Source organism: Gemmobacter caeni (genome assembly GCF_003054195.1).
Lineage (GTDB): Bacteria > Pseudomonadota > Alphaproteobacteria > Rhodobacterales > Rhodobacteraceae > Gemmobacter > Gemmobacter caeni.
The window spans coordinates 1-22,287 of record NZ_QBKP01000014.1; the positions used below are offsets into that span (position 1 = coordinate 1).

A 22,287-nucleotide genomic window follows, 5' to 3' on the forward strand; every position below is an offset into this window, starting at 1 on the left:
CTGGAAAGCTACGCCGCCACGGGCCTGCTCAACCGCGAGCCAAAGGGGTCACTTTTGGGCGCCGATCGGGGGGCCCGTTTGGATGCCGATTGACACCGCGATGATGAACACCCAGAACCCGGACGTCGGGGCGGGGGCGTCGTCTGGCGAGGAGAGCGACGTTCTTGCCGCTTACCGTGCGGCGCAGGTCTAACAGGAGCACCGAGATGGCCAACTACACCCCCGGAATCGCGTCCGTCATCCTCGGTGATACCGAGATCAATGAGCCGCTGTTTTTGAACTACGATATCCGCCCCGGCGCGTATGAGGGCCACGCTCTCGCCTCCGGGCAGACCATCGCGCTGCAAGCGCCGGTTACTCTGAATGAGGACGGCGAAGTCATCGAGGCAGAGGCCGGAACGCCTGCCATCGGCTTGTGCATGTCGCCGATCAACGCCGAGACGACCAGCGTCCAGGTGCTGAAAACCGGAGTCCTGAACTCCCGGGCTATCGCTTGGCCCGCGTCCTACGACACCGCCGAAAAGCGCGCCGCCGCCTTCCGTGGCGCACCCGCGCCGACCAACATCATCGTCAAAACCGCCGTCTAAGCGTCTGAACGGGAGAAAATAAAATGAACATGAGACCCATGAACTTCCAGGAGATGCGCTTCGCGGTCGAGGACACGAAGCCGCAGGTCCGGCTGTTCTCCGACAGGATCTTCAAGCACTCTTATCAGGCGGACAACGACCTGATCCACATCGAGAAGATCCCGATGGCGAGCAACATCGTCGCACCGACGGTGAACCCGCGTCTTTCCGGCCCGGCGGTCGGGAATCAAGGCACGAAAACGATGGTCCTGACGCCCAGCTACTTCCGCCTGACCTCGCCGGTCGAGCCGTCCGGAATCTATACCGGGACGGACAAGAACAAGCTGTCCTACATGTATGACGCCAACCCCATGAACCGTCTCGCCAAGGAACGGAAGCGCGTCAACAACGAGCACATCAGCCGCATCGAGGAGGGCTGGGAGCTGCAAGCCGCTCAGGCCGCCATCACCGGCAAGGTGAACGTCTATTACGAGGGGTCCACGGTCAGTGAGGTGGATTATCATCGTGACCCGGCCCTCACTGTCGTGAAGACGTCCGGCACGTTCTGGGACGAGGACGAAGATCTGATTCTGGAAGACATCCAAAGCATGATCGACCGGATCTACGACCTGACCGGAGAGACCGCCGTGCACGCCCTGATGGGACGGAACGTTGCGAGCCGCGTCCGCAAATCCGCGCGCAAGGGTGCGCTAAAAGACCTCTTGGACAAGCGCTATCAGCCGGACGGGACCAGCTTGGTCACCGGGCTGACGAAACCGGGCGAACTGGTGGAAATCGGGAATATCGGCGGGCTGATCGACGCCTACGAATACAAGGTGAAGTTCCGCGTCCCGCGTGACGGCGGGCTGGAAGTGGTTCAGCCGCTCGGGGACAACCAGATCTGTCTTCTGACGGACGACATCCTGGGCATCAACGCTCACGGTGCCATCAAGAACCGCGCCGCGAACTATGTGGCGGCGAAGATTTTCGCCCAGAACTACGTTGAGGGCAATGCTCCTCAATACGAGTTCATGTCACACGAAAGCGCGCCTCTCGCGATTGTCGCGGACGCAAACCGCACCGCCCTCATGACGGTGCTGGGTGCCTGATAAGCGAACTCGGGCGGCCCACGGGCCGCCCATCAACTTTTTGGAGAATGTGATGGTTGAACTGATTGCGATCCACACCGTGCAATACCTGCGCAATGGGAAACAGGCGGTGGCGTTCCCAGGTTCTCGCTTCGAGATGCTGGATGCTGATGCGGAGTCGGTTATCCGTCAGAAGGCGGCGTTTTATGCAAACCCGCACGACGTGGTGCCCGTTCAGGCACCTGTTGCTACACCGGCCACTGACGCCCCAGCGGTGACCGAATCCGACTCTGAACCGGCCCCCGTCGAGCCTGAGACGCCGACCGAGCCTGAGACGGACGCGGACGCCAAGCCGAAGCGGGCCCGGAAGGCCAAGACCGAAGCCGCGGAGTGATCGCATGGACTGGAGGGAACGCGCCCAGGCCATGGCCGAGGCCCGCGCCCAGGTCCATGAGATCTACAAGATACCCGTCATGCTGACGACCGACAACGGCGTCAGCTGGCGGGTCGTTTTTTGTCGTTTGCACGAGTCGGTGAACCCGGACGGTCAGACGGTTGGGAGCCAGAATTCCCGCATCACGGTCGATACGGACACCCCGGTGGCGATCTTCAGACACGCCGAGGCCCCCGACCTGAAAGCAAATGACATCGTGTCGGTGTCGGAAGGCGTCGCCTACAAGGTGGCGTCCGCCGCCCCGCCTGACCGTTACGGGTATCGGAACGTCCGCTTAAAGCACGACCATTCCGGCGTGGCGCGGCCCGTCCCCGATTGGGAGACCCTGTGATGGCCGTCGCATACGTCGCCTTGGAGAACGTCGTGGACGTCGCGCAGCTGCGCGAGGTCTTGGAGAACCACGGCCCCGTCCTGCTGAGGGCGGTGAACGACGCGGGCAGGTTCGCGCACAACGAGGCGCGGAAGCGTATCACGGAAGGCGGCACGAACTGGCCCGCCGGATACATCAACAATAAGACATTGAGTCTGCGGCCCGCGACGTCCCTGATGCGCGGAAACACCGGTTCCGCCGTCATCACCGCCCGGTCCAGACCGTCCACCCTGACCAGGTTCAACGCGACGGTCGTGAATGACGATAAACGCAAGGGCGTCCGGGTTGAGGTGAACCGGGGGCGGCCGAAGATCCTGTGGAAGGCGTTCATGACGAACATGGGCGGGAACGCATTGGTCATGATGCGCGAGGGTGATTACCGGCAGCTCCCGAACATAAACGCACACAAATACGCCTGGAACGGTCTGGTGTCCCTGTATGGCCCGTCCGTCGACCAGGTTTTCAAGACGCACCGGGACGGACCCGACGGCATCGCCACGATGGCGCTGGACCGCTTGGAGGACGTGTTCGCGGAACTGATGGGGTTTAAGCATGCCTGAGCCGATCCGACTGACCGTGATGAAAAAGCTGTGCTCCGAGATCGAGCAGCGCGCTGGCTTGGCCGGTGCGGTATTCCGTGGCCGCTCCTACTTTGGGCCCGCGACGGGAGGGCCGTTGAAGATGGTCTCGGTTTTTGAGGACGGGGCCCACGCCGAGGATTACCCCCAGCAGACCGGGGACGGTCGCGCGAACGTGGTCCGACTCCCGCTAATCCTGATGGGGTATGACGTCGAGGGGGTCGAGCACCCCACGGACCCCGCGATGGTCATGATGCACGACGTTCTGGCGGCCCTGAGGGGCGTCAAGCGCGACGGAGCGCCGGACGGGAACCGGAGCCGCAACTATCTGGGGATGGGCCGCATCGTGGACGACATCCAGATCGGGAACGGCCACGTCTATCCGGCCTTCGCGAACGAGAACACCTCCGTGGCGTTCTTCCTGGTGCCGGTGACCGTCACCTACGTGGACTTGGCCGCCTGATCCGCCTGAGACGCCTGAACCGTATTTGCCCTGTGTGACACTGGCCCGTCGCGGCCGAAACCAACATACAGGAGCGCCACGATGGCACAAACCCAGAACTACACCGTGGGCCGCGGTAAGGTCTTTTATGCACCGTTCCGCCCGGGCACCACGCGCCCCGCCGGATGGGAATACATCGGACACACCACGGAGCTGGGGATCTCCGCCACGACCGAGAAGCTGGACCACTGGAACATGGACAGCAAGCGCAAGCGCAAGGACAAGACCGTCACTCTTAGCGCCGAGTTCGCCATGACGTTCAGCACGGACCACATCAGCCCCAACAACGTCGCCCGCTTCTTCCTGAGCGACGGCGCGCAGACCGTCAGCCAAGCCGCTGCGGCCAGCGTGAACCAGACCATCACCGGCATCGAGATCGACCGCTATTACACGCTGGGCGATTCCGACGGCGCGCCGATGGGCGTCAAGGAGCTGGAATCCGTGACCGTGACGGTCGGCGGGACGGCTCTGGAAGAGGAGATCGACTATATTGCGGACCTGGTGAACGGCACCGTTTACTTCGTCGAGGGCGGTGCGGCTACCGCGGGTGCGGACGCCGTGATCACCTACGGGGTTCGCGCGTCCACGTTCGACCGCGTGCTGTCCGGGGACGCAGAGGTTCGCGGCGCTCTGAAGTTCGTGTCCGACAACGCCACCGGTGATAACGTCACGATACTGGCACCCTGCGTCGAGATCTCCCCGAACGGGGACTATGCGCTGAAGGGCGACGAGTGGCAGGTCCTGTCGTTCAACGTCTCGGTTCTGGAACTCGATGACCGGGCCGCGCTGTATCGCGACGGACGCCCGGAGACGGTCTGACATCCACAACTACCCGGCCGCCGAGTTTCGGCGGCCGTTAACGATTGGAGCCACGCATGGCGTTCGCCGATTTCCGCCCTCACTATTTGAAGGTCACCGACCGCGCCGGCAACGAGCTGGGACAGGTCCGTGCGCTGAACGAGTCCGACCTGAGCTTGCTGTGGCAGAAGCACGAGGACGCGATGGAGCTGGTTTTCCAGTCCGTCACGTCCGAGGGCGTCTCACCCGACCTGATGGTGGGTGCCGCGGCCGTCGCCGCCATCAAGGTGGCTCCGGACATGGTCACGGACCTGATTTGTCTGGCGTCCGGGGAGCCGGACTGGGACGCGACGTTCCGGGCGGTGTCCACGATGCCGGTCGGGATGCGCCTTGAGATCTTGGGCGCGGTCCTCAGGTTGACGGCGGAGTCCGAGGGCGGGCTGGAAAAACTGTTGGGTCTGTTCAGGCTGCTGCGTCCAAGAACCGACCCGTAAAGGACGCCCGGACACAGCCCGGAACGCCCGTCTCGCGGTTCATGATGACCGTCAGGCGGACGGTCTCGTTTCTATTGGCGAACGGCCACCACAACGCCGCCCTATACCCCGTCGCCCGTATTTTCCTCGAAGCGGAGCTGGTTCGCGAGCGGCTCGACGCGGAGCGCGCCGACGCCGCCGTCCTGATGCAGCTGACGGTCGGAAGTCTCATGGACAAGCAGACTGCCAAGGACTTCACGAAGCGTATCGGGGAGATGACGGGGAATGGCCGTTAACCAGCACGAAACCAGTCTAAGGATCACCGCCAATAACGACGCGTCTAAGCCCCTGAAGCAGGCGGCGGACGACCTGGGTCGGTTCGAGGACGCCGTCAAGGCGGGCGGGACCGCGCTGGACAACCACACCGGCAACATCCGCGACTTCGGCAAGGCCGCGCAGAACGTGTTCAAGCCCTTGGGGGACTTGGGCAAGCAGGCGGTGGGCAAGCTGACGGCTGCGGTGGAACAGCTGGACGCTGCGCTGGAAGACACCAACGCCAACATCGGCGTCACCAAGAACCAGATACAGTCATACAAGGACGCGGCAGCGGCGGTGGACGCCCAGATCGACGCGGTCCAGAAGCTGCGGGACGCCGAGGACGCACGCCGGACGTCCGAATCCTCGAACCTTGCTCACCTGAAAGACGCGGAGGCGGAACATCTGGCCGCAGTCCGCAAGTCGGCCGATGCCCAGATCGCGGGCATCAACGAGGCCACCCAGGCCCGCCGCGACGAGCTCGCGGCCATCGACGCCCAGATCTCCGCCGAGCAGAAGCTGGCGAACGCCCGCGACAAGAAGCTGGCTAAGGCATCCAAGGACATCGACGAGAGCGTCGCCAAACAGCGTGAGCTGGAAGAGGCCCGTTCCAAGGCGGCTCCGGACCTGGCTCCGTTCGACGCCCAGATCGCGAAGCAGCGTCAGCTCAAAGAGGCGGCGGACGCCGAGCTGAAAGCGCGGCAGTCGGCTCACTCCCAGTCTGTCGCAGAACGCCGAGAGATATTGGCCCAGCGAAAAGTCCTGTTGGACAACGCGAGGGTTGAGAAGACGAGTTATGAGCAGCGTAAACAGCGTTTCGCTGATACCAGGGCCAGCATAAGGGCCGCAATGAAGGCCCCGGGTGCTAACCTTATGACTCTGGTCACGCAGGATGCCGCGAACACCCGTGGATCCGGAGCGAACGAAGCTGCGTTCAAGGCGTTCTCCGCCGAGAATCTCGGACAACGCAAAGCTCTCACCGCACATTTGGCGGACCTCGGTAAGCGCATCGAGGCCGAGAAAGCCGCTGCGGACGCCGTCAAGACCACGGTCGATGCACACGCCTCAGAGATCGCGAGGCTGAACGAACTCCGGAAACCCACGGCGGACCGCGTCGCTGACATCGACAAGCAGATCGCCGCCGAGGAGAAGGCCCAGGCACGCCGCCGGACCATAATTGACGAGCAGATCGCGGCTCAGGCCCAGTCCGCTAAGGTTGTCAAAGATCTCGCCAAGGCCCGCGACGCCATTGTGCCGGACGTCACCAAGTCGGATGCTGACATCGAAACCGTCAATAAGACTGTCGCCGCAGAGAAAGCCGCGTCCGACGCTCGCATCAAGGCCCAGAAGGACCTGACGGACTGCGTAACGACGGAGTCCAAAGAGCGTATCGCGGCCGCCAACAAGGAGCTGGCGGAGCTGCGCAAGGCCCGCACCGCGGAGAACGCCCGCGTCAGGGCGGGCATCAAGGCCCAAGGCACGCTGGACGAGCGTCGCGAGCGCATCACCTCCGAGCGCGACCAAGCCGCCGCGATGCGTGACCGCGCCATCTTCCTAAACAGACAGATCACGGACCCCACCGCCCTGAGGCGCGTGGCCCGGACCATCGGGAGCGGCCCGGAGACCCAGTCCCGCGGCATGGCCGCCCTGACGGAGCAGACCCGCAAGGCGGCGGACGCCCAGCGCCTGCTGAACGGCGAGGTGAAGCGCGGGAACTCCGGTTTCAACTCCGCAAGGTCCTATATTATGGGCTTGGTGTCCGCATACGCCCTGTATGCGACGACCGTGACCCAAGCGTCCCAGGCGATCGAGGCGTTCAAGACCAAGCAGGCCTTCGAGATCACCGTGTCCAACACGCTGGGCGGGGACATGGCCAAGGCACGCGGAGAGTTCGAATATCTGACGGACGCCGCGAACGAGTTCGGGTTCTCCGTCGCGACGATCAGCCAGGAATACGCGAAGCTGGCGGCGACGGCCCGCGGTATCGGCCGTTCCGACAAGGACATCCGGTCCATGTTCGAGGGCGTGCTTTCTGTCGGCCGGGTGAACAATCTGAGCGACGAGAAGATGCAGGACGCGTTCCGGGCGGTCACGCAGATCCTGTCCAAGAACCAGGTCATGTCCGAGGAGCTCAAAGGTCAGCTGGCCGAGGCGCTGCCGGGCGCCGTCGTCCGATTCGCCCAGTCCCAGGGGTATGACCCTGACCAGATGAAGCAGTTCTCCAAGGACCTGGAGGACGGCAAGTTCGCCGCCCGCGACATCATCGAATACGCCCAGCGTGAGCTGGAGGACAACGCGGCCGCGGTCCTTCGCGCCCAGAACACGTTCCAAGCCACGATGGCCCGGTTCCAGAACACCCTGTTCAAGAGCCGCACGGACTTCGCGGAGAACGGGTTCATGGACGGCCTGACCGAGACGATCCGGGAGCTGGACGAGTTCTTCAAGTCCGAGGACGGCAAGGCCTATCTGATACGGCTGGGTGAGGGCGCCAAGGTCGCGGTTGACGCGCTGGCTCTGCTGGCCAGGAACCTGGACACAATCATCGCTCTGGCCGGGACGCTGGGGGCGGTCTGGGGCGCTAAAAAGATCGGCGGCGCGGCCACCGGCATCGCGTCGTTCTTCGCGGACGCCAAGGTCTCGGCGGCCGCGGCCAGCGGGGCCATCGGCACGGCGGGCAAGTCGGCGGCTGGCGCGGCCCGGTCCTTCGGGATGCTGGCGGCTGTCGGTCGGGGTCTGCTGGGGGTGTTCGGGGGGCCGGTCGGTCTGGTGGCCATGCTGGCGTCTCTGGGTGCCGGGGCCCTGTGGTCATGGACCTCGTCCCAGAACGCCGAGCAGGCCGCGCAGGCGCAGTCCCGCATGGAGCGGATCCGGGACGTCATCGGGGAAATCCGGTCCGCAGCGGTGGACGCGGACGGGGACGTCTCGAAGTTCGTGAAGAACCTGGGCGCGATCCGGGGGATGACCGACACCCAGCAGATGGAACTTCGGCGTGACGTCGTCCAAGCCAAGGCCGACGTTCGGGACGCCGTGTCCGAGGTTATAAGCGGCGCGTTCGCCAAGGAGAACGGATCGCGTGAACGGGGCAGGCAACTGCTGAGGGACGGCGTCATCACGGTGAACTCCGGAGACACCTTGAAGCTGGCCCGCATCGGGTCCCAGATCCAGAAGGGCGGGTTCGACCCGAAGGTCCTGAACGCGGAACTTGACGCCATCGCTAAGGCTAACCCCGCGATGACGGGGTATGTCGTCACCATGCAGCGTCTGGTGGAGCAGATGGTCGAGCTGGAAGCGGCCCAGACCGACGTCACCCAAGCGATCGAAAACGCCAACAACGCGGGCGAGACTGCCGAAGAGCAGATGAAGCGGCACACGACCGAGAACCGGAACTCCGCGGAGGCGGCGTCTCTGGCGGCGTCCGCCCAGCAGGACTTCGAGGACGCACTGACCAAGGCGTCGGACGCCGCGGGCGACACCGAGGGTTATGACGCATACGCCAAGGCCATGAAGGAGGCCGAGGACCTTAGAGAGTCCGCCACCAAGGCCTTGGACAAGTGGATCGAGCAGCAGAAGCTTGCGGGCAAGGCCCTGAGCGCCGACGACGTAGCCCGGCAGACCGCGCGCATCAGCGAGGCGGTCGGGAAGATGACGTCCCAAGCGGTCCGTGATCTGAACCAGTTCCAGATGGCCGCACGCGGCCTGAGCGTGGAGCTTGACGCGGTGTCCTCCGGGATGCTGGACGCCTACCGTCAGCGCGAGCAGTTTGGTCAGACACAACTCGATCCTTTGGGGACCGTAACGGGTGCGGCAACGGGACCCGGCCGGAAATACGGGGCCGACAAGAGGTCCATCGCCCAAGGCATTGTTGAATCGGCGAATGCCTTGGGCATATCTCCGGAAGACCTCGCGACGGCGATCTCTTACGAGACGGTCGGGACTTTTGATCCTTTGAAAAAAGGACCCACAACCGATGCTTGGGGACTGCATCGCGGGCTGATTCAGTTTGGCACGCCGCAAGCCCGTGAGAACGGTGTTGACTTTAGCAGTGCCGACGCTGCCGCAGCGTCCCAGCTTGGTGCCAACGGGGCAATCGTCAAATATCTCCGAGGTCGAGGCGTCAAGCCAGGCATGGGATTGCTCCAAATCTATTCCGCCATCAATGCCGGTGGTATCGGCGAGAAATACTACAACCGGAAGGACGCACATAACGGCGGTGCTCCCGGAACAGTCCGCGACAAGGTGAACTACCAGATGGGAGGACACCGTGCTAACGCGCGTTCTCTGCTGGGTGATTACGCGTCAGGGTCATCCGTATCGGTCGAAGAGAGAGAGCTGGCGGCTCACGTCACCCAGAACATCAGCACCGCGCTCTCGGACCAGGCCAAGCTGGCGGTCCAGCACGCGGCGATCGACAATCCGTCCCTGTGGAAGAACCCGGAGTTTGTAGCCGCATACCGCAGCGGCGACGCGCGCGGCGTTGCCGATCAGCTGCGGGCCTCGGGGGACGCGTCCAGGGCCGACGAGGTCATCAGGACGTCCGCCGGAACGGAGATGGTCCGCCAGATCGAGGCGAACGCGGACGCGGTCAAAACGTTCGCGACCGCCGTCGAGAAGATATCCTTCGACAAGGACGACATGAAGGCCGGGAATCGGGCCGCGGCCGTGGACCGCGAGACGGCGGCCCTCATCAAGGACCTGACGGCTGACGGCGCGGATCTGGCTGCGGCGACCAAGACCGCCACGGAGGACGAGGCCCGCGCACTGGTTCGCAGCCGCGTCGAGCGGCAGATGCAGCTGGACATCGACAAGCAGCGCAAGGACCTCATGACGGACCGTGCGGAGTCCGACGCACAGGCCAACAGGGACGCACAACAGCGGATCCGGTTTCAGGAGATCGAGAACGCACAGGGAGAGCGTGCGGCTGAGCTTGCAAGAATCGAGGCGGAGCTCAGGAACCAAGAGCAGGACGAGGGCCTGTCCAGGACCGACTCCCAACGCAGCGAGATCATAGCTCTTCGCATCAAGGCGTGGGACGCGGAGAACGCGGAGCGCCTGGCAAAGGAGGCCAAGGACAATGCGGACAAGGCCAAGGACGACGCCGAGAAGGTCCACACCGACAAGATAGCGACCCTGCAATCGAAGCTGGCATACCTGAATGACCAGCTGGCGGTGGCGATCGAGAACCGGGACGCGACGACCCAGAACCGATTGAAGGACGAGATCCGGGGCGTGTCCGACGAGCTGATCACCGCGACCCAGGCGGCCGAGCAGTTCTACGGGACGCTGTCTGGGCCGGAGAGCGAGCAGGGCGTCCTGGCCATGCAGCGCCTTCGTCTTGAGGCGCAGCGCGGCAAGCAGGATCTCGGGAAGATGTCTCCCGAGGTCGAGGAGCTGTCCGGCGTCATCCAGAACAGCCTGAACGGGGCCGTGGACACGTTCGCCCAGCGCATCGCCAAGGGCGACAACGCGTGGGACGCCCTGAAAGCCAGTGTGGGACAGGCCGTCGGGCAGATACTGATCGACATCGGAAAGATGATCACGCAGGCGGTGATCGCGGACGCCACCATGAAGATGCTGGGCCAGTCCACGCAGAACATCCAGATGGGGGGAGGAAACGGCGTTCCGACGGGTCAGTCCGGCGGCAGCAAGGCTGGCGGGATCATCAGCAGCATCCTGAACATCGGCATGTCCCTGTTCTCGGGCGGGATGGGCGGAGGAACGGCCGGCATGGGGGGCGGTGCCGGAGGCATGACCGGCGGGATATTCCACGACGGCGGCATCATCGGGGACCCGTCCAAGAACATCGACTTTCTGGCGAGTCTGATCAACCTGAAACCGGGTGAGCGTCCGATCATCGCGATGGACGGCGAGGAGATGCTGACGCGCCGTGACCCGCGACACCGGGATAATCTGGGCGCGGCCTTCGACAGAATGAACAGATTCCACATCGGCGGGATCATTGGTCGTCAGCCGAAAGCGATCCAAGACCGTATCGGCGGTTCGGGAGGGTTGCTGGGCGGGCTGATATCGCAGGTCATGGGCGACAAGGGCGTGGCTGGTGCCACCCTGAACCCGATCCAGATCATCAACGCGATCGACGACGGCGACCTAAGGGACCGGTTCTTCTCGGGGCCGGACTCGGATCGGGCTTTCGTCAACATGTTCACGCGTAACGCGTCCAAACTGAGGCACGTGCTCAAATGATTGACCTGAACAACCCCGTGGCCACCCCGTTCCGCGTCAACTGGGGAACGGACCCGGTGACGGAGTATCATTACAAGACCGACGTGTTCACCGCGTCGGACGGCTCCGAGCAGCGCCGCCCCATGAACAGGTATCCGGAGGTCCGGGTCAGATACGAGACGTGCGCTATGACCGCCGCCCACGCCGAGCGGATCGACGGGATGTTGCCGATGCTGATGACGTCAGCAGTGGCCGTCCGGGACTTCCGGATGAACGGGGCCGGCCGGGTGTCGGATGACGGGTCGTCATTCATCATCAGGACGTGGTCAGCGTCTTGGGCCGTCGGGGTCCGCGTCGTCATAGAGGATGATGACGGCCTGCAAGAGCACACCGCGCTGGTCACCGGCGCGGACCCGGCGTCGCGCACCGTTTCCATGAGTGACCCGTGCCCCGAAGCGATGCGGGGTAAGGCGGCCAAGATCGGATCCGCCGTCGTGGCGTCCCTGGACGACGAGATGGGGTCCGTCCGCCACACCGCGGACGTCGAGGTGTGGGACGTTTCCGCTACGTCCTTCCGGGGGCTGGACCCCATCGGCGGCGCGCCGCTGACGGCGTTTCCGTTCTCCCACGGCTCCGAGGACGGTGTCCGGATCACGGCGCGCCGAAGCGTGCACGGTCTGGACTACGGGGTGGGCCGCAGGTCCGAGGTTCTCGGCTACGCGTCGATGACGTCCGGATTCCGCACATACCAGGTCGAGACCTACCAGCTCAGCCAGACGTCCAAGGAGGCGCTGGTCTCGTTCTGGTGCGGGTGCCGGGGCCGCCACAAGTCGTTCACCGCGCCGAGGTTGGACCCGTCCGCCAGGTTCCGTTTCGCGTCGGACATCCTGGTCGTGACGCACCGTAGCGGGGACGTGTCGTCCGCCACGGTCAACCTGGCCCAGGTCATCGCATAACGGGCAGGCCCGTATTTCCCGCATAACAGATGCGGGGTCCGGCGTGGGTATTTTTGACGACAACGAGAGCCAGATCGAGACGGGTTTCGTCTCGTTCACCGTGACGGTGTCCGGGGACGGCGAGACGTGGCGATACACGAACTCGGACGCCGTCTTGGTCGACGAAGACGGGAACGAATACCAGCCGGTCCCGGTGATGACCAGCAACATCCAGGCGGACGGCGCGATGTCCGGCGGTGAGCTGGACGTCACCTTGGACAGGTCGGTTTCTCTGGCCGACAGGTTCTTCCCGGAAGCTCACCCGGCCATCTACAAGATCGTCATCCGTCAGGCCTTCCACGAGGAGGGCGTCATCATCGAGGCGCCTCTGGCGTTCACCGGGGTCATCACGTCCGTGTCGTCCTCGGGGGACGGGGCCGAGTTCAAGCTGAAATGCACGACCCAGCAGGGCTTGCTGAACAGGTCAGGGCTCAGACGCCGCTACCAGCACCAGTGTCCGTTCTTGCTGTTTGGCACCGACTGCCGCGCCAACCGGGCATCATCCCAGTTCTCCGCCACCATCTCCGCCCCAGCGGGCACGGCAGTGTCGGACGTCAACCTCAGTTTTTACGGCGAGGACGCGGACAACCCGGAGATATGGCGGGGACGCGACCTGTCGGACCTCCAGAACCGGGTGTTCATGGTCGGGGCGACGATCGAGTTCCAGGGCGTGAAATACGTCGTCTGGGACTTGGAGACTTGGGACGCGGCGAACTCGCCTAACGTGTTCCGGATCCGCCTGAACTCGCGCGACGTCACCCCTCTCAGGGACGCGGTGTCCGCTGCGGAACCCGCTGACCGCGTCTGCGTGATCACCCCTGCGTGCGACCACACGATGGCGTGCTGCCAGCAGGTCTTCTCGAACGGCCGCAACTACGGCGGGATGCCGTGGATCCCGTTCGAGAACCCCGTGAAGACGATGTTCGTGGGGGCGTGACATGGACCCAATCACACAGATGGTCGTCGGCATCAGCATGCAGTTCATCGGTCTGCTGTTCCAGCCCAAGCCGGAGGAGCCGAAGCCTCCCAGCCTGGACGACTGGGACGAGCCGACGTCCGACTCTTCCAGACCGATCCCGGTCGTCTTCGGCACGGTCGAATTAAAGGGACTGAACGCTTTGTGGTGGGGCGAGAAGGCCATCAAGCGTCGGGACGTCAAGATTCCCACGGAGAAGAAGTGATGCTGGTCCGTAAGGCGGACGTCCTGGCCGCGGGGTTCTGCGGCCCCGGCATGAAGGCGTGGTGCCGCCAGCACGGCATAGACTCACGACAGATAAACGACGGCGTCCCGGCCGAGCTTCTGCTGGCCACGGGGTGCGCTCTGGCCGAGGCGGTCGTCGCCAAGGCGCGGGAACGACAGGTTTTGGAGGCTGATGATGTCCACCGGTAAGAAGATGACCACCCCGGTATGGGACATGAAGATGTCCACGCACTTCGGCGTCGCCCTCGGGGCCGAGGCGCTGTTTGGGATCAAGATCAAGGACAAGCTGTGCTGGCCCCCGGAGCAGGTCGACGGCGACGACACCGTCGAGAAGTGCCCCACACTCAGCTACCGTCGCATCAATGCGGATGTGGATCTGAATGACATCCGGACGATCGGGGCAGCGGACCCGGCCCCCTGCATAGACCCGAACAACCCCCAGATAATGACGGGGCCGAGAGACGAATACATCAGCGAGCCAGAGCTTTTCGGCGGTGACACGAACGGAACGGGCGGGGTCCGTGGCCTGTTCAGCTGGCTCCCGGGGAAGATTAACCAGGTCCTCCCGACGTTCATAACGTCTCGCCTGAAAGAGGATAACGACCAGTGCCCGTCGTATCGAGGTCTGGCGTCCGTGTTCTTTTCGGGGTCCCGGAAACCGACTCTGGGGACTGACCAGAACGGTCTGGTCATCGGCGGCAAGGTGGTCGGCAAGGTTAACTCCTCGAACAACCAAGGATTCGTGTGGGGGGTCAATGACCCCTATGTGCCGAACGCCTCCCTGAGGGTCTGGCGCAGGCCGAAGGCTGAGCCGCTGCGTAAGTTCGCGGAGTTCTTTTTGAACCCGTATAACGTCGGGATATATCCCGGGAAACAATATCAGGTTCTGGCAGTCCAGACCCCCCTAAGTCCGGCCCGCAGGAAGCCGGACGGCGACGACGGGGAGATGTTGCCCAGGGGCGGGGGATTCCCGGGCGCGAACCCGGCTGCGGTCCTGTATGAGCTGGTCTCATCCGGGGCATACGAGATCAGCGCCACCGAGGACGCCATCGACAAGGACTCGTTCCTGATCTGTGCCCGTAGGCTTGCATATGAGGACATGGGCATATCGTTCGCGTGGGTGGACCAGGACACCGTCCGTGAGGTCGTGAACGAGGTCTGCAAGCACGTCGGCGCGGCGGTGTTCATCCATCCGAAGACCGGACTTTATACCATGCGTCTGTTGCGTCCTGAGACGGACTTTGACGCCATCCAATCTCGCCAAGGGGAGCGGATTCCCAGACCTTGGGTCACGGGCTTCGTGCTGGACCCCAGCAACGCGGAGCTTGATGGTGATTTTGAGCGGAAGACGTGGACGGACGTCGTCAACAGCCTGACGGTCAAATACACGGACGACGAGACGTCCGAGGAGAACGCCATCACGGTCCAGAACCAAGTGGCCATCGCGGCGGCGGGCGGGCGAATCAACGACGGCACGATGAACGGATACATGTTCCGTTCCGAGGAGACGGCGCACGCGGCGGGCGTCCGGGAGCTGGGCAACATATCCAGGCCCATCCTGAGGGCGTCCTGGAATCTTAGCCGGAAGGCTTGGTCTCTCGCCCCGTTCGACGTCATCACCGTCAACTGGCCGTCCGAGGGGCTTGTCGGCGTGAAGTTCCGGATCATGTCCGTGGACTACGGCACCCCCAGAGACAGGACCGTCAAGATCGACGCCGTCCAGGACGTCTTCGGGGACGTGAAGCCGCGGGTCGCGTATGTCCCGCAGGCCCCGCTTTGGCGTCCGGACTCCCGGCCCACGATGCGTCAGCCTTGGTTCAGCCCGGCGTCGGCCCCGATGTTAATCAGAAACGGCGTGACCATCGAAGAGGTCGAGCAGCTGGACGAGGACCAGGACGCCGCGGTCATCCACATGATTTCCAGCGACGGCCCCTTGGACTCGGCGGACGCGTTCGTCCACCTCGCGGGTGAGTCGTATTCCCAGAACGGCGTCCCGATCGAGGCTTTGCCGCGCGCGGTCTTGGGGTATCCGCTTCCGGCGCAGACCACGACGGTCTTGAACTTTTACGAGCTGGACTTCGGTCGGCAGGAGCGGGACCCGGACGTCGGGGACGTCTTGGTGTTCGTGCGCCCCCGCCCCGACAAGACCTCGCTGAACGGATACTGGCAGACCATCGGCGGCGGAAGGCAGTCGTCTCTGACCTGGGACGCGGGATACGGCACCGCTTTCAGCCCCATCAAGCTGCACTGGGGAGTCGGGACCGCGGCGATGGCCTTGGACCCGGCGTCCCAGCGCAGCGACACGATGGTCGGTCTGGCCCCGGCCTTCCACGAGGAGGTCTGCGTCATCACGGCCCTGAACCGGGACACCGGCGACGTCACCGTCAGACGCGGGTGCTGGGATACGGTCCCGGCCCCGATCCCGTCCGACGCGTGGGTTTTCCACATGAAGAACCGCCCGCCCGTGCCCAGGTCCGCATCGCCCGACGGCGAGTTCGTGTATTCGGTGTATCGCCCCAAGAACGCGTCCGCCGTGTCCCGCGGAACCACGCAGCAATACTCTCACGTCGCGACGGCCCGGCAGGCCATGCCCGCGCGTCCGGGCAACGTCAGGCTGGTCATCGGCGGTGAGACGCACCACATCGGTTCCAAGCCGGTTCTGGACGACGCAGCCGACGTGACGGTCAGGTGGGCGTCCCGGAACAGGATGCTTGACGACGCCAGCCCGGCCGCTTGGACCGCGGGGAACATCACCCCTGAGAGCGGGCAGTCCCACTACGTCAGGGTCTGGCGCAGGGTCAGGCGCGACGCCGCGGGGGACGCCCCCGCTGTCCTGGTGGCCCAGTTCTATAATCTGGGCGGCGATAGCTACGTCGTGCCTGCGACGGTGTTTACTAACAGTATGACGGACCCGGACTGGAACCCCGGTCAGGTCGAGTCCGACATCGAAGTCGGGGCGGCGTTCGTAATCGAGGTCGGTGCGATGCGCATGACGTCCGGGACCACGCTGGGTGAGCCCGGAGCGTCGGCGCAGATGTCCGCTCAGGCGGCACTGATGTTGCTCGACGTCGGGACCGCTCCGGGAGGTTGGGGCAACAGATACGGAGAGGATTACGGCGGGGCGGCGTGATACGCCCCGTCCGCCTTAATTAGCGGTAACCACGCCGTAAAATCCGCAAGACTGACCAGAGTAGTTCTGGCAGTCCGTCGCGTAATCCGGCTCCATCTCGAATCCGTTCGACGTTGACCGGATGTTCACGGTGCACAGCCCGCTCTCAGTCATCGTCACGCGCCACTGACCTTCCGCGACGGTCGATAAACGTCCTGTTCCGTGGCCGGAGCACTGACCACGGACCGTGCTGCGGACCTCGGCCGTTTCGCCTCTGACAGTCAGGCTGACCTTCGTGCCGTCACCGGTTCCGCTGTATTCTCCGTCCGGTAAGCCCTGAGCCTGCGCGGCAGTCCCAATAGTTGCCAGTGCGGCAGCGGCAATCACGACCCGGATCACCACGCGCACACGCGCGCAGTCTGGTTGACCCAGCACGCACCCTCACGGCTCAGCATGCCCAGATCCCAATGCGCCTTGCTATCGCGGTCCGGCCCATTCCAAGAGCCCTTCATCTGATCGCCATCCCGATTGGCATAGGCGAAATACCCGTTGCTGCCGGTGATGATGAAGGAACCGTCGCCGTCACCGATGGCGGTGAACTCGCATTGGCTGTCGATGTATTTCTGCCCCTCGACCGTCAGCTCGCACTTAGCCGTTTTTGCGTGCACAGCACTTGTCGAGAGGGCCACAGCCAGCATCGCGATGAGAATCTTCATGAAAATCTCCCAGTAACACGCGAAGACAATCTCACGAATCCGTTAAGCCGGCAACGTCCCCGACGCTCTCGGCCCGTATTTCCCGATGGAACAGACGCGGAGTGACGGACATGCCCTCAACGACGATCCCGGGTATCGGCATCGAGGCCAGGTGGGCCGAGGGCGAGAACGGCTGGAAGCCCGGAATGGACGAGAACCTGGTCCGCTTGTCGGCCCTGACGCAGATGTCCGTCCCGTCCGTAACCGCGGCCCTGTCGACCGCCAACGGCGTCCAGATAGCTCCGCCGTCCCACGCGAACGCCGGACAGGTCGCCCTGAGTGTTGGCGGCGCGTGGTGGTATTACGCCCCGTTCCAAGGGATGCGGGTCTGGGTCCGTGACGTCCAGTCGTGGTTCGTCTTCGATGGCTCCGCGTGGGTCCGGGAATCCGGTGCCGCGCACGTCATCAGCCCCGTCGTCTCGGCGTCCCGTCTGGTGACCGAAAGCGAGTTCGCCGTCGGCGCGACCATCGAGGTGTCCTCTGAGACCGACGTCGTCCTGACCGTTCCCGGACCGGGCACGACCGCCCCGCAGCTCGGGGCGTCCGTCGCGCGCCGCCCCATAACGGTCATCCGGACAGGGGCCGGGAACGTCTCCGTAGCCGCGGCCGCAGGCTCCACCCTGATGTCTGCGGGGAACGCGTTCCGCGCACGCGAACAGGGCTCGGCCTTCGTCATAATCCCCCTGACAGGGGACCGGTATTCCGTCCAAGGTGACGTCACATGATTCTGGGACCGATATTCCGCAGGCGCGGCGCAACCCAACAGACGCCCGTGATGGTGTCCAGGATGGCCGTCGCCGTCGTGCACGCCGCGTCCCGGACGTTCTCGAACGCGGACGTCTCGCTGGCGGCCCTGGTAGCCGCCCGCCGGATGATCCGTCAGCCGGGCCGGTCTGACGTCTCGCTGGCTTCACTGACGGCGGCCCGAAGGATGACACCGCAGACCGGCGCCGCCGCGCCGTCGTTGGCGACACTGACTGTGGCCAGAAAGATGGACGAACCCGACACGGACCCGCACGTCAGCAGGATGTTCGTGGCCGTGGTGCACACCTAAGAGGATATGTGATGGCAATTCTGATGATGGACGACTTCCGCAGTTACCCCACGCCCGAAGACTTGCTGTCGTATAACGGGCGCGGCGGGCCTTGGACCACGTTCGGTGAGGTCTCGTCGGTCAGTTTCCGACTGATCAATAACCCGACGTGGCGGGGTGACGGTTCCGAGCTTAGGGCTCTGGAATATCGCCATAACAGCGATCGGAACGCGCCCCAGAGAGACTTCACGACGGCGGCTGTCCCCGCAGTGTGTGCCCAGTTCATCTGCGGCGTCGGCAACTCGACCGTCTCTTACACAGAGACGTGCAACTTCGTGTTGTTCCAAGAACCCGTGATCGACAAGAACACCGCCACGCTCGGCATGAGCACGTTTTATGGCGTATCCGTCCGTGCGGAACAAGGGATGCCGGGGGACGTGAATAAGGTCGGGGTCTATTACACGATCCTGACCTCGACGACGTCCTCCCCGTCGATCAGCCAAGTTCTTGTAGGTTACCTCAGGCCTTGGACCAAGGGCAGGCATTATCACGTCGAGCTGAAGGTCGATCACTCGAACCCGACCGCGCGCATCATCGTTTACGTCAACGGCGTGCTTGAGATGGACGCCACCTACGACCGTGACCGCGTGGACAACGGCTTGCAGACGAAGTCCTTCAAGCGCGTTCTACTGAGTGGCACGTCCCCGACCTCGAGCAGCATCTACAGCATGGCCACGTATTCGAACCTGGTGATCTACACGGACGCTGACGACACTGTTTTCCCGATGGGCCCCATCGACCTGACGGCCATCTCTCCAACAGCCGGACAGGGATACGACGGGCTGCGTGCCGCGCCGAACGCCGACGACAGCACCTATGCGACCGTTCTGCCCGGTTCCACGCTGAACGGGACATTCGACGACCTGACCGCGAATCCTAATCCAGTTTTGGCGGTGGACGCGACGGTCCGGCACCAGTCCGTGGCGGGCATCGAGCCGTCCCAGATCACAACCCGCATCCGCAAGGCTGACGACACCGTGTCCGGTTCCGTGACGACGACGGCCGCACCGGGCGTCCCCGCGACGCACCGTCGGTTCAGGCTGCCTGCTGGGCTCACTGCGGCGGACGTGAACGGCCTAAAGTTCCAGATACAAGCGGCGGGGTGAGTCATGGCGGTCATTCTGCAAGAGGGATGGAAGACCTATGCGGACAGGACGGAGGTCGGCTTCGGCTGGCCGCTGCGGGCGACGTCTGTGGCCAGTAGCGTGTTTACTGATATATCCGGACGCCGCACATACGACATGTATGGCGCGAAAGTCGCTAAGACCATCGCCCCGACGCGCCGGGTCTGCGCGCACTTCGTGCTTGACCTGACGGCTGGCACGATCGGCTCAACGACGACGCTGTTTCAGTTGGGCCTCAATCCCGCGAACATCGCCGCTTCCGCCTATGAGACGACCGCCGGCGACCGTTTCATCGTCGAGGGCCGAGGCACCACCATCCGCGTCGTCAGGAACGCTTTCGGCGCGGACGGCTCCGTCCAGAGCGGATCGCAGACCGTCGCGACGGCCACCCACACCATGTCGGCGGGGGCATCTTATCGCATCGAGGTTCTGGCGGACGTCACGGCGGAGACCGGGACGGCTGAGGTGCTGATAAACGGCGTTTCCGTCCTGTCAGCCGAGTTCTCCCGGACGATCGGCACATACCCCTGCGACGCGCCGTTCGGCATCGCGTCCCTGTATGCTCAGGGCGTGACCGGCGCTCGCGGCAGGCTGTCGAACCTGGTCCTTTACACGGACGACGCGACGACGACCTGGCCTGTCGGGCCGCTGAACATCTCGTATCTGCCAGCTGCCCCGAACGCCGGGGAGACCATCAACTTCCCGCCGTTGCTGACGGACCCAGAGATTCCCATAACGGACGCCACCGGCAAAACGTGGTCACTGGGCGACATCAGCGGCGTCAGCGCCGCCTCAATCAAGGCCGTCATCGGCTCCGTGCGGATGTCCTCACCGGACGCCGTCGTGCCCGCATCGGCGGACGTCGTGTTCCGTAACGGCGCCGCCGTTCTGGCGTCCTCAACTCACGTCGTTCAGCCCGGGACGCCCGTGTATGACCGCCACACCACCATCCCGGTCACGGACCCCGGCGTCCTGAACGCGATGACGATGACCGTAAGGAAGACGCCATGATAACCACCATCCAGTTCGTGTGCCCCCGGACCGTGTCAGCCGGTGAGCTGGTGATGGACCCGAACACCGGGGCGTGGGGATACGCAAAAACCCACTACGCAGGCGGCCAAATCGGCACGTTCTCGGCCGGTGCCGGATACGTCGTCACCGTCCCGGGCAACGTCTCAGCGGGTTCGGATTTGTGGTGCCGGAACGGGGTCATCACGTCGGCCCCGTCTGCACCGGACGAGACGCCTTGTGCCTCCGTCGTCAGCGTGATGTCGCAGGCGGACGGGGAGACCACGGCCCTGGTGCGGCTTTATTGATCGTCTTTTGATCACCGGTCGAGAAACGGCGTGAATGCCCAGCGTTTGCTGGGCTTTTTTATTTGATGGTCTTTTGATTGCGGATCCTCGTTGCGGACGTTCCGGCCCGTATTTCCCCACGATAAGCGGGGAAACTTCATGGGGCCCCGAAGCACGGGGACCCACATGAAAATGTTTATGGACGAGTATGTCATCGTCATCACCGCCCTGATCGGCACCTTCATCAAGCTTCTTCTCACGCCCGCCAAGACGCTCAGGGAAACGATGGGAATCGCGTTCTCCTCTGCGTTCATGGCGATCGTGTTCACCGAGTCCATCGTCTGGTATTTCGAGATGGATCCGATCCTCAGGACGCCTGTCGCCGTAATCCTGACGTGGACCGGAGACGGTATCGCGCGGAAGATTATCAGGATCGGGGAGAACCCGTCCGAAGCAAAAAGCGTCGTCGGTGGTTTTGTCGAAATCCTGAACATCTGGAACTCTAAAACACCTCCGAAGCGGGATGACGATGCTGATCGAAATCCCCGGTAAGCCGCAACCCAAACAGAGGCCCCGGATGACGCGATACGGCGCGGTTTACACGCCCGCCGAGACCCAGGCCTTTGAGAGGCTGGTCGCCCGACACGCGAAGGCGTCGGGGGCGAAGCCGGTTTTAGGGCCGGTCCAAGTCGAAATCACCTCGGTGTTCCCCATCCCAAAATCTTGGACGAAAAAGCGGAAGGCGGAATCGGACGGTCAGCCCCACGTCCAGCGGCCGGATCTGGATAACTTGGTCAAGTGCGTTCTGGACGGGCTGAACGGCGTCGCGTTCGCGGACGACTCCCAAGTCCACAGCGTGACGTCCCGAAAGATCTGGTCATCGGAGTGCGGCGAAGGAAAGACCGTCGTCCGGGTCATTCACTGATTCCGGAGGAACGTCAGTCCCAGCGCGAGCGGCCCGACATACAGGGGCGGGCACAGCACCACGGCCAGCGCGCCGTCCGACCCGACACCCACCAGCATGCAGGACGCCAGAACCCACAGCGGCAGCATGATGGCCCCGGCCACGTAAGCGACGCCCCCGATAATCCCCAGAAGCACGCGGATGACCCCGCAGACGACGGTGAAGTTCTGCCCCGCTCCCCACGCCATCGTCATGAACCCGAAGGCCCAAAGTGCGGCTGCGGTGACCGTGAACGGATTACCAGACTCGACGGACATGAGAACGGAAGCGGAGATCGCAGACGCCGCCACCACCAGCGTCAGGACCTCCGCCCCAGCATCGCGGAAAACACAAAACATGGAACCATGAACCTCCGCGATAACCACATGTAGTATATCGGATTTTGGCGGGTCTTTATAGAATGACACTGCGGGTCATTGCGGGCCAA

The 22,287-nt window shown here is 63.9% G+C and carries 25 protein-coding genes; 21 read left to right on the forward strand and 4 right to left on the reverse strand.

All coding sequences use genetic code 11. From position 1 onward, the window contains the following. The first annotated feature begins 206 nt into the window (after nucleotides 1-206). From C8N34_RS18335 to C8N34_RS18395, 13 genes are all read left to right on the forward strand, one after another. Nucleotides 207-587 carry a head decoration protein gene (locus C8N34_RS18335; protein ID WP_108129995.1) on the forward strand — a complete coding sequence of 127 codons (381 nt, stop codon included), beginning with the start codon at nucleotides 207-209 and terminating at the stop codon, nucleotides 585-587. 23 nt (nucleotides 588-610) lie between these two features. Further along, on the forward strand, nucleotides 611-1,675 hold the full coding sequence (locus C8N34_RS18340) for a major capsid protein (protein ID WP_108129996.1): 1,065 nt from the start codon (nucleotides 611-613) through the stop codon (nucleotides 1,673-1,675). Nucleotides 1,676-1,727: 52 nt separating this feature from the next. Next, complete coding sequence (locus C8N34_RS18345; protein ID WP_108129997.1) at nucleotides 1,728-2,048, forward strand: hypothetical protein; 321 nt, start codon at nucleotides 1,728-1,730, stop codon at nucleotides 2,046-2,048. Between the two features lie 4 nt (nucleotides 2,049-2,052). Further along, nucleotides 2,053-2,439 (forward strand): head-tail joining protein, encoded by a 387-nt coding sequence (locus C8N34_RS18350; protein ID WP_108129998.1) that lies wholly within the window; start codon nucleotides 2,053-2,055, stop codon nucleotides 2,437-2,439. Next, a complete protein-coding gene (locus C8N34_RS18355; protein WP_108129999.1) occupies nucleotides 2,439-3,038 on the forward strand; it encodes a hypothetical protein in 600 nt (199 codons plus the stop codon). The genes C8N34_RS18350 and C8N34_RS18355 overlap by 1 nt, the downstream gene beginning before the upstream one ends. Then, nucleotides 3,031-3,519, forward strand: coding sequence for a hypothetical protein (locus C8N34_RS18360; protein WP_108130000.1), 489 nt, complete (start codon nucleotides 3,031-3,033; stop codon nucleotides 3,517-3,519). Before C8N34_RS18355 ends, C8N34_RS18360 begins: the two co-directional genes overlap by 8 nt. An 81-nt stretch (nucleotides 3,520-3,600) precedes the next feature. Then, a complete protein-coding gene (locus C8N34_RS18365) occupies nucleotides 3,601-4,377 on the forward strand; it encodes a phage tail tube protein (RefSeq protein ID WP_108130001.1) in 777 nt (258 codons plus the stop codon). Nucleotides 4,378-4,433: 56 nt separating this feature from the next. Next, complete coding sequence (locus tag C8N34_RS18370) at nucleotides 4,434-4,850, forward strand: phage pre-tape measure protein (protein WP_108130002.1); 417 nt, start codon at nucleotides 4,434-4,436, stop codon at nucleotides 4,848-4,850. A gap of 44 nt (nucleotides 4,851-4,894) precedes the next feature. Next, nucleotides 4,895-5,125, forward strand: coding sequence for a hypothetical protein (locus tag C8N34_RS18375; protein ID WP_114535057.1), 231 nt, complete (start codon nucleotides 4,895-4,897; stop codon nucleotides 5,123-5,125). Beyond that, entirely contained in the window at nucleotides 5,115-11,345 is a 6,231-nt protein-coding gene (locus C8N34_RS18380; RefSeq protein WP_108130004.1) for a tape measure protein, read from the forward strand. The genes C8N34_RS18375 and C8N34_RS18380 overlap by 11 nt, the downstream gene beginning before the upstream one ends. After that, entirely contained in the window at nucleotides 11,342-12,280 is a 939-nt protein-coding gene (locus C8N34_RS18385) for a hypothetical protein (protein ID WP_108130005.1), read from the forward strand. Before C8N34_RS18380 ends, C8N34_RS18385 begins: the two co-directional genes overlap by 4 nt. Before the next feature lie 43 nt (nucleotides 12,281-12,323). After that, a complete protein-coding gene (locus C8N34_RS18390; RefSeq protein WP_108130006.1) occupies nucleotides 12,324-13,256 on the forward strand; it encodes a phage BR0599 family protein in 933 nt (310 codons plus the stop codon). Nucleotide 13,257: 1 nt separating this feature from the next. Beyond that, nucleotides 13,258-13,500, forward strand: a complete 243-nt coding sequence (locus C8N34_RS18395; RefSeq protein ID WP_242013847.1) for a hypothetical protein — start codon at nucleotides 13,258-13,260, stop codon at nucleotides 13,498-13,500. Nucleotides 13,501-13,583: 83 nt separating this feature from the next. Here the strand turns inward: C8N34_RS18395 and C8N34_RS26680 are convergent, their stop codons facing one another. Beyond that, entirely contained in the window at nucleotides 13,584-13,736 is a 153-nt protein-coding gene (locus C8N34_RS26680; protein WP_211317738.1) for a hypothetical protein, read from the reverse strand. 4 nt (nucleotides 13,737-13,740) lie between these two features. On the opposite strand from C8N34_RS26680, the gene C8N34_RS18405 reads away from it, so the two are divergent. Next, the gene (locus C8N34_RS18405; protein ID WP_211317739.1) at nucleotides 13,741-16,650 is read left to right on the forward strand and encodes a phage tail protein; all 2,910 of its coding nucleotides are present in this window, start codon (nucleotides 13,741-13,743) and stop codon (nucleotides 16,648-16,650) included. A gap of 15 nt (nucleotides 16,651-16,665) precedes the next feature. Here C8N34_RS18405 and C8N34_RS18410 read toward each other — a convergent pair whose 3' ends face one another. Next, nucleotides 16,666-17,037 (reverse strand): hypothetical protein, encoded by a 372-nt coding sequence (locus tag C8N34_RS18410; protein ID WP_108130009.1) that lies wholly within the window; start codon nucleotides 17,035-17,037, stop codon nucleotides 16,666-16,668. Then, a complete protein-coding gene (locus C8N34_RS18415) occupies nucleotides 17,025-17,345 on the reverse strand; it encodes a hypothetical protein (protein ID WP_108130010.1) in 321 nt (106 codons plus the stop codon). Before C8N34_RS18415 ends, C8N34_RS18410 begins: the two co-directional genes overlap by 13 nt. A gap of 110 nt (nucleotides 17,346-17,455) precedes the next feature. Here C8N34_RS18415 and C8N34_RS18420 point away from each other — a divergent pair, with 110 nt between their 5' ends. From C8N34_RS18420 to C8N34_RS18450, 7 genes are all read left to right on the forward strand, one after another. After that, nucleotides 17,456-18,109 carry a DUF2793 domain-containing protein gene (locus tag C8N34_RS18420; RefSeq protein WP_108130011.1) on the forward strand — a complete coding sequence of 218 codons (654 nt, stop codon included), beginning with the start codon at nucleotides 17,456-17,458 and terminating at the stop codon, nucleotides 18,107-18,109. Then, nucleotides 18,106-18,438: a hypothetical protein gene (locus C8N34_RS18425; RefSeq protein WP_145693650.1), complete on the forward strand. Its 333-nt coding sequence runs from the start codon at nucleotides 18,106-18,108 to the stop codon at nucleotides 18,436-18,438. The genes C8N34_RS18420 and C8N34_RS18425 overlap by 4 nt, the downstream gene beginning before the upstream one ends. 11 nt (nucleotides 18,439-18,449) lie before the next feature. Beyond that, nucleotides 18,450-19,583, forward strand: coding sequence for a hypothetical protein (locus tag C8N34_RS18430; RefSeq protein WP_108130013.1), 1,134 nt, complete (start codon nucleotides 18,450-18,452; stop codon nucleotides 19,581-19,583). 3 nt (nucleotides 19,584-19,586) lie between these two features. Next, the gene (locus C8N34_RS18435; RefSeq protein ID WP_108130014.1) at nucleotides 19,587-20,612 is read left to right on the forward strand and encodes a hypothetical protein; all 1,026 of its coding nucleotides are present in this window, start codon (nucleotides 19,587-19,589) and stop codon (nucleotides 20,610-20,612) included. After that, a complete protein-coding gene (locus C8N34_RS18440) occupies nucleotides 20,609-20,917 on the forward strand; it encodes a hypothetical protein (protein ID WP_108130015.1) in 309 nt (102 codons plus the stop codon). The genes C8N34_RS18435 and C8N34_RS18440 overlap by 4 nt, the downstream gene beginning before the upstream one ends. A 165-nt stretch (nucleotides 20,918-21,082) precedes the next feature. Continuing rightward, nucleotides 21,083-21,448, forward strand: a complete 366-nt coding sequence (locus C8N34_RS18445; protein ID WP_108130016.1) for a hypothetical protein — start codon at nucleotides 21,083-21,085, stop codon at nucleotides 21,446-21,448. Continuing rightward, nucleotides 21,420-21,821, forward strand: a complete 402-nt coding sequence (locus C8N34_RS18450; RefSeq protein WP_108130017.1) for a RusA family crossover junction endodeoxyribonuclease — start codon at nucleotides 21,420-21,422, stop codon at nucleotides 21,819-21,821. Before C8N34_RS18445 ends, C8N34_RS18450 begins: the two co-directional genes overlap by 29 nt. On the opposite strand, the gene C8N34_RS18455 is transcribed toward C8N34_RS18450, so the two are convergent. Beyond that, nucleotides 21,815-22,198: a hypothetical protein gene (locus C8N34_RS18455; protein WP_145693649.1), complete on the reverse strand. Its 384-nt coding sequence runs from the start codon at nucleotides 22,196-22,198 to the stop codon at nucleotides 21,815-21,817. The two genes, C8N34_RS18450 and C8N34_RS18455, sit on opposite strands and share 7 nt — an antisense overlap. Nucleotides 22,199-22,287 lie beyond the last annotated feature (89 nt).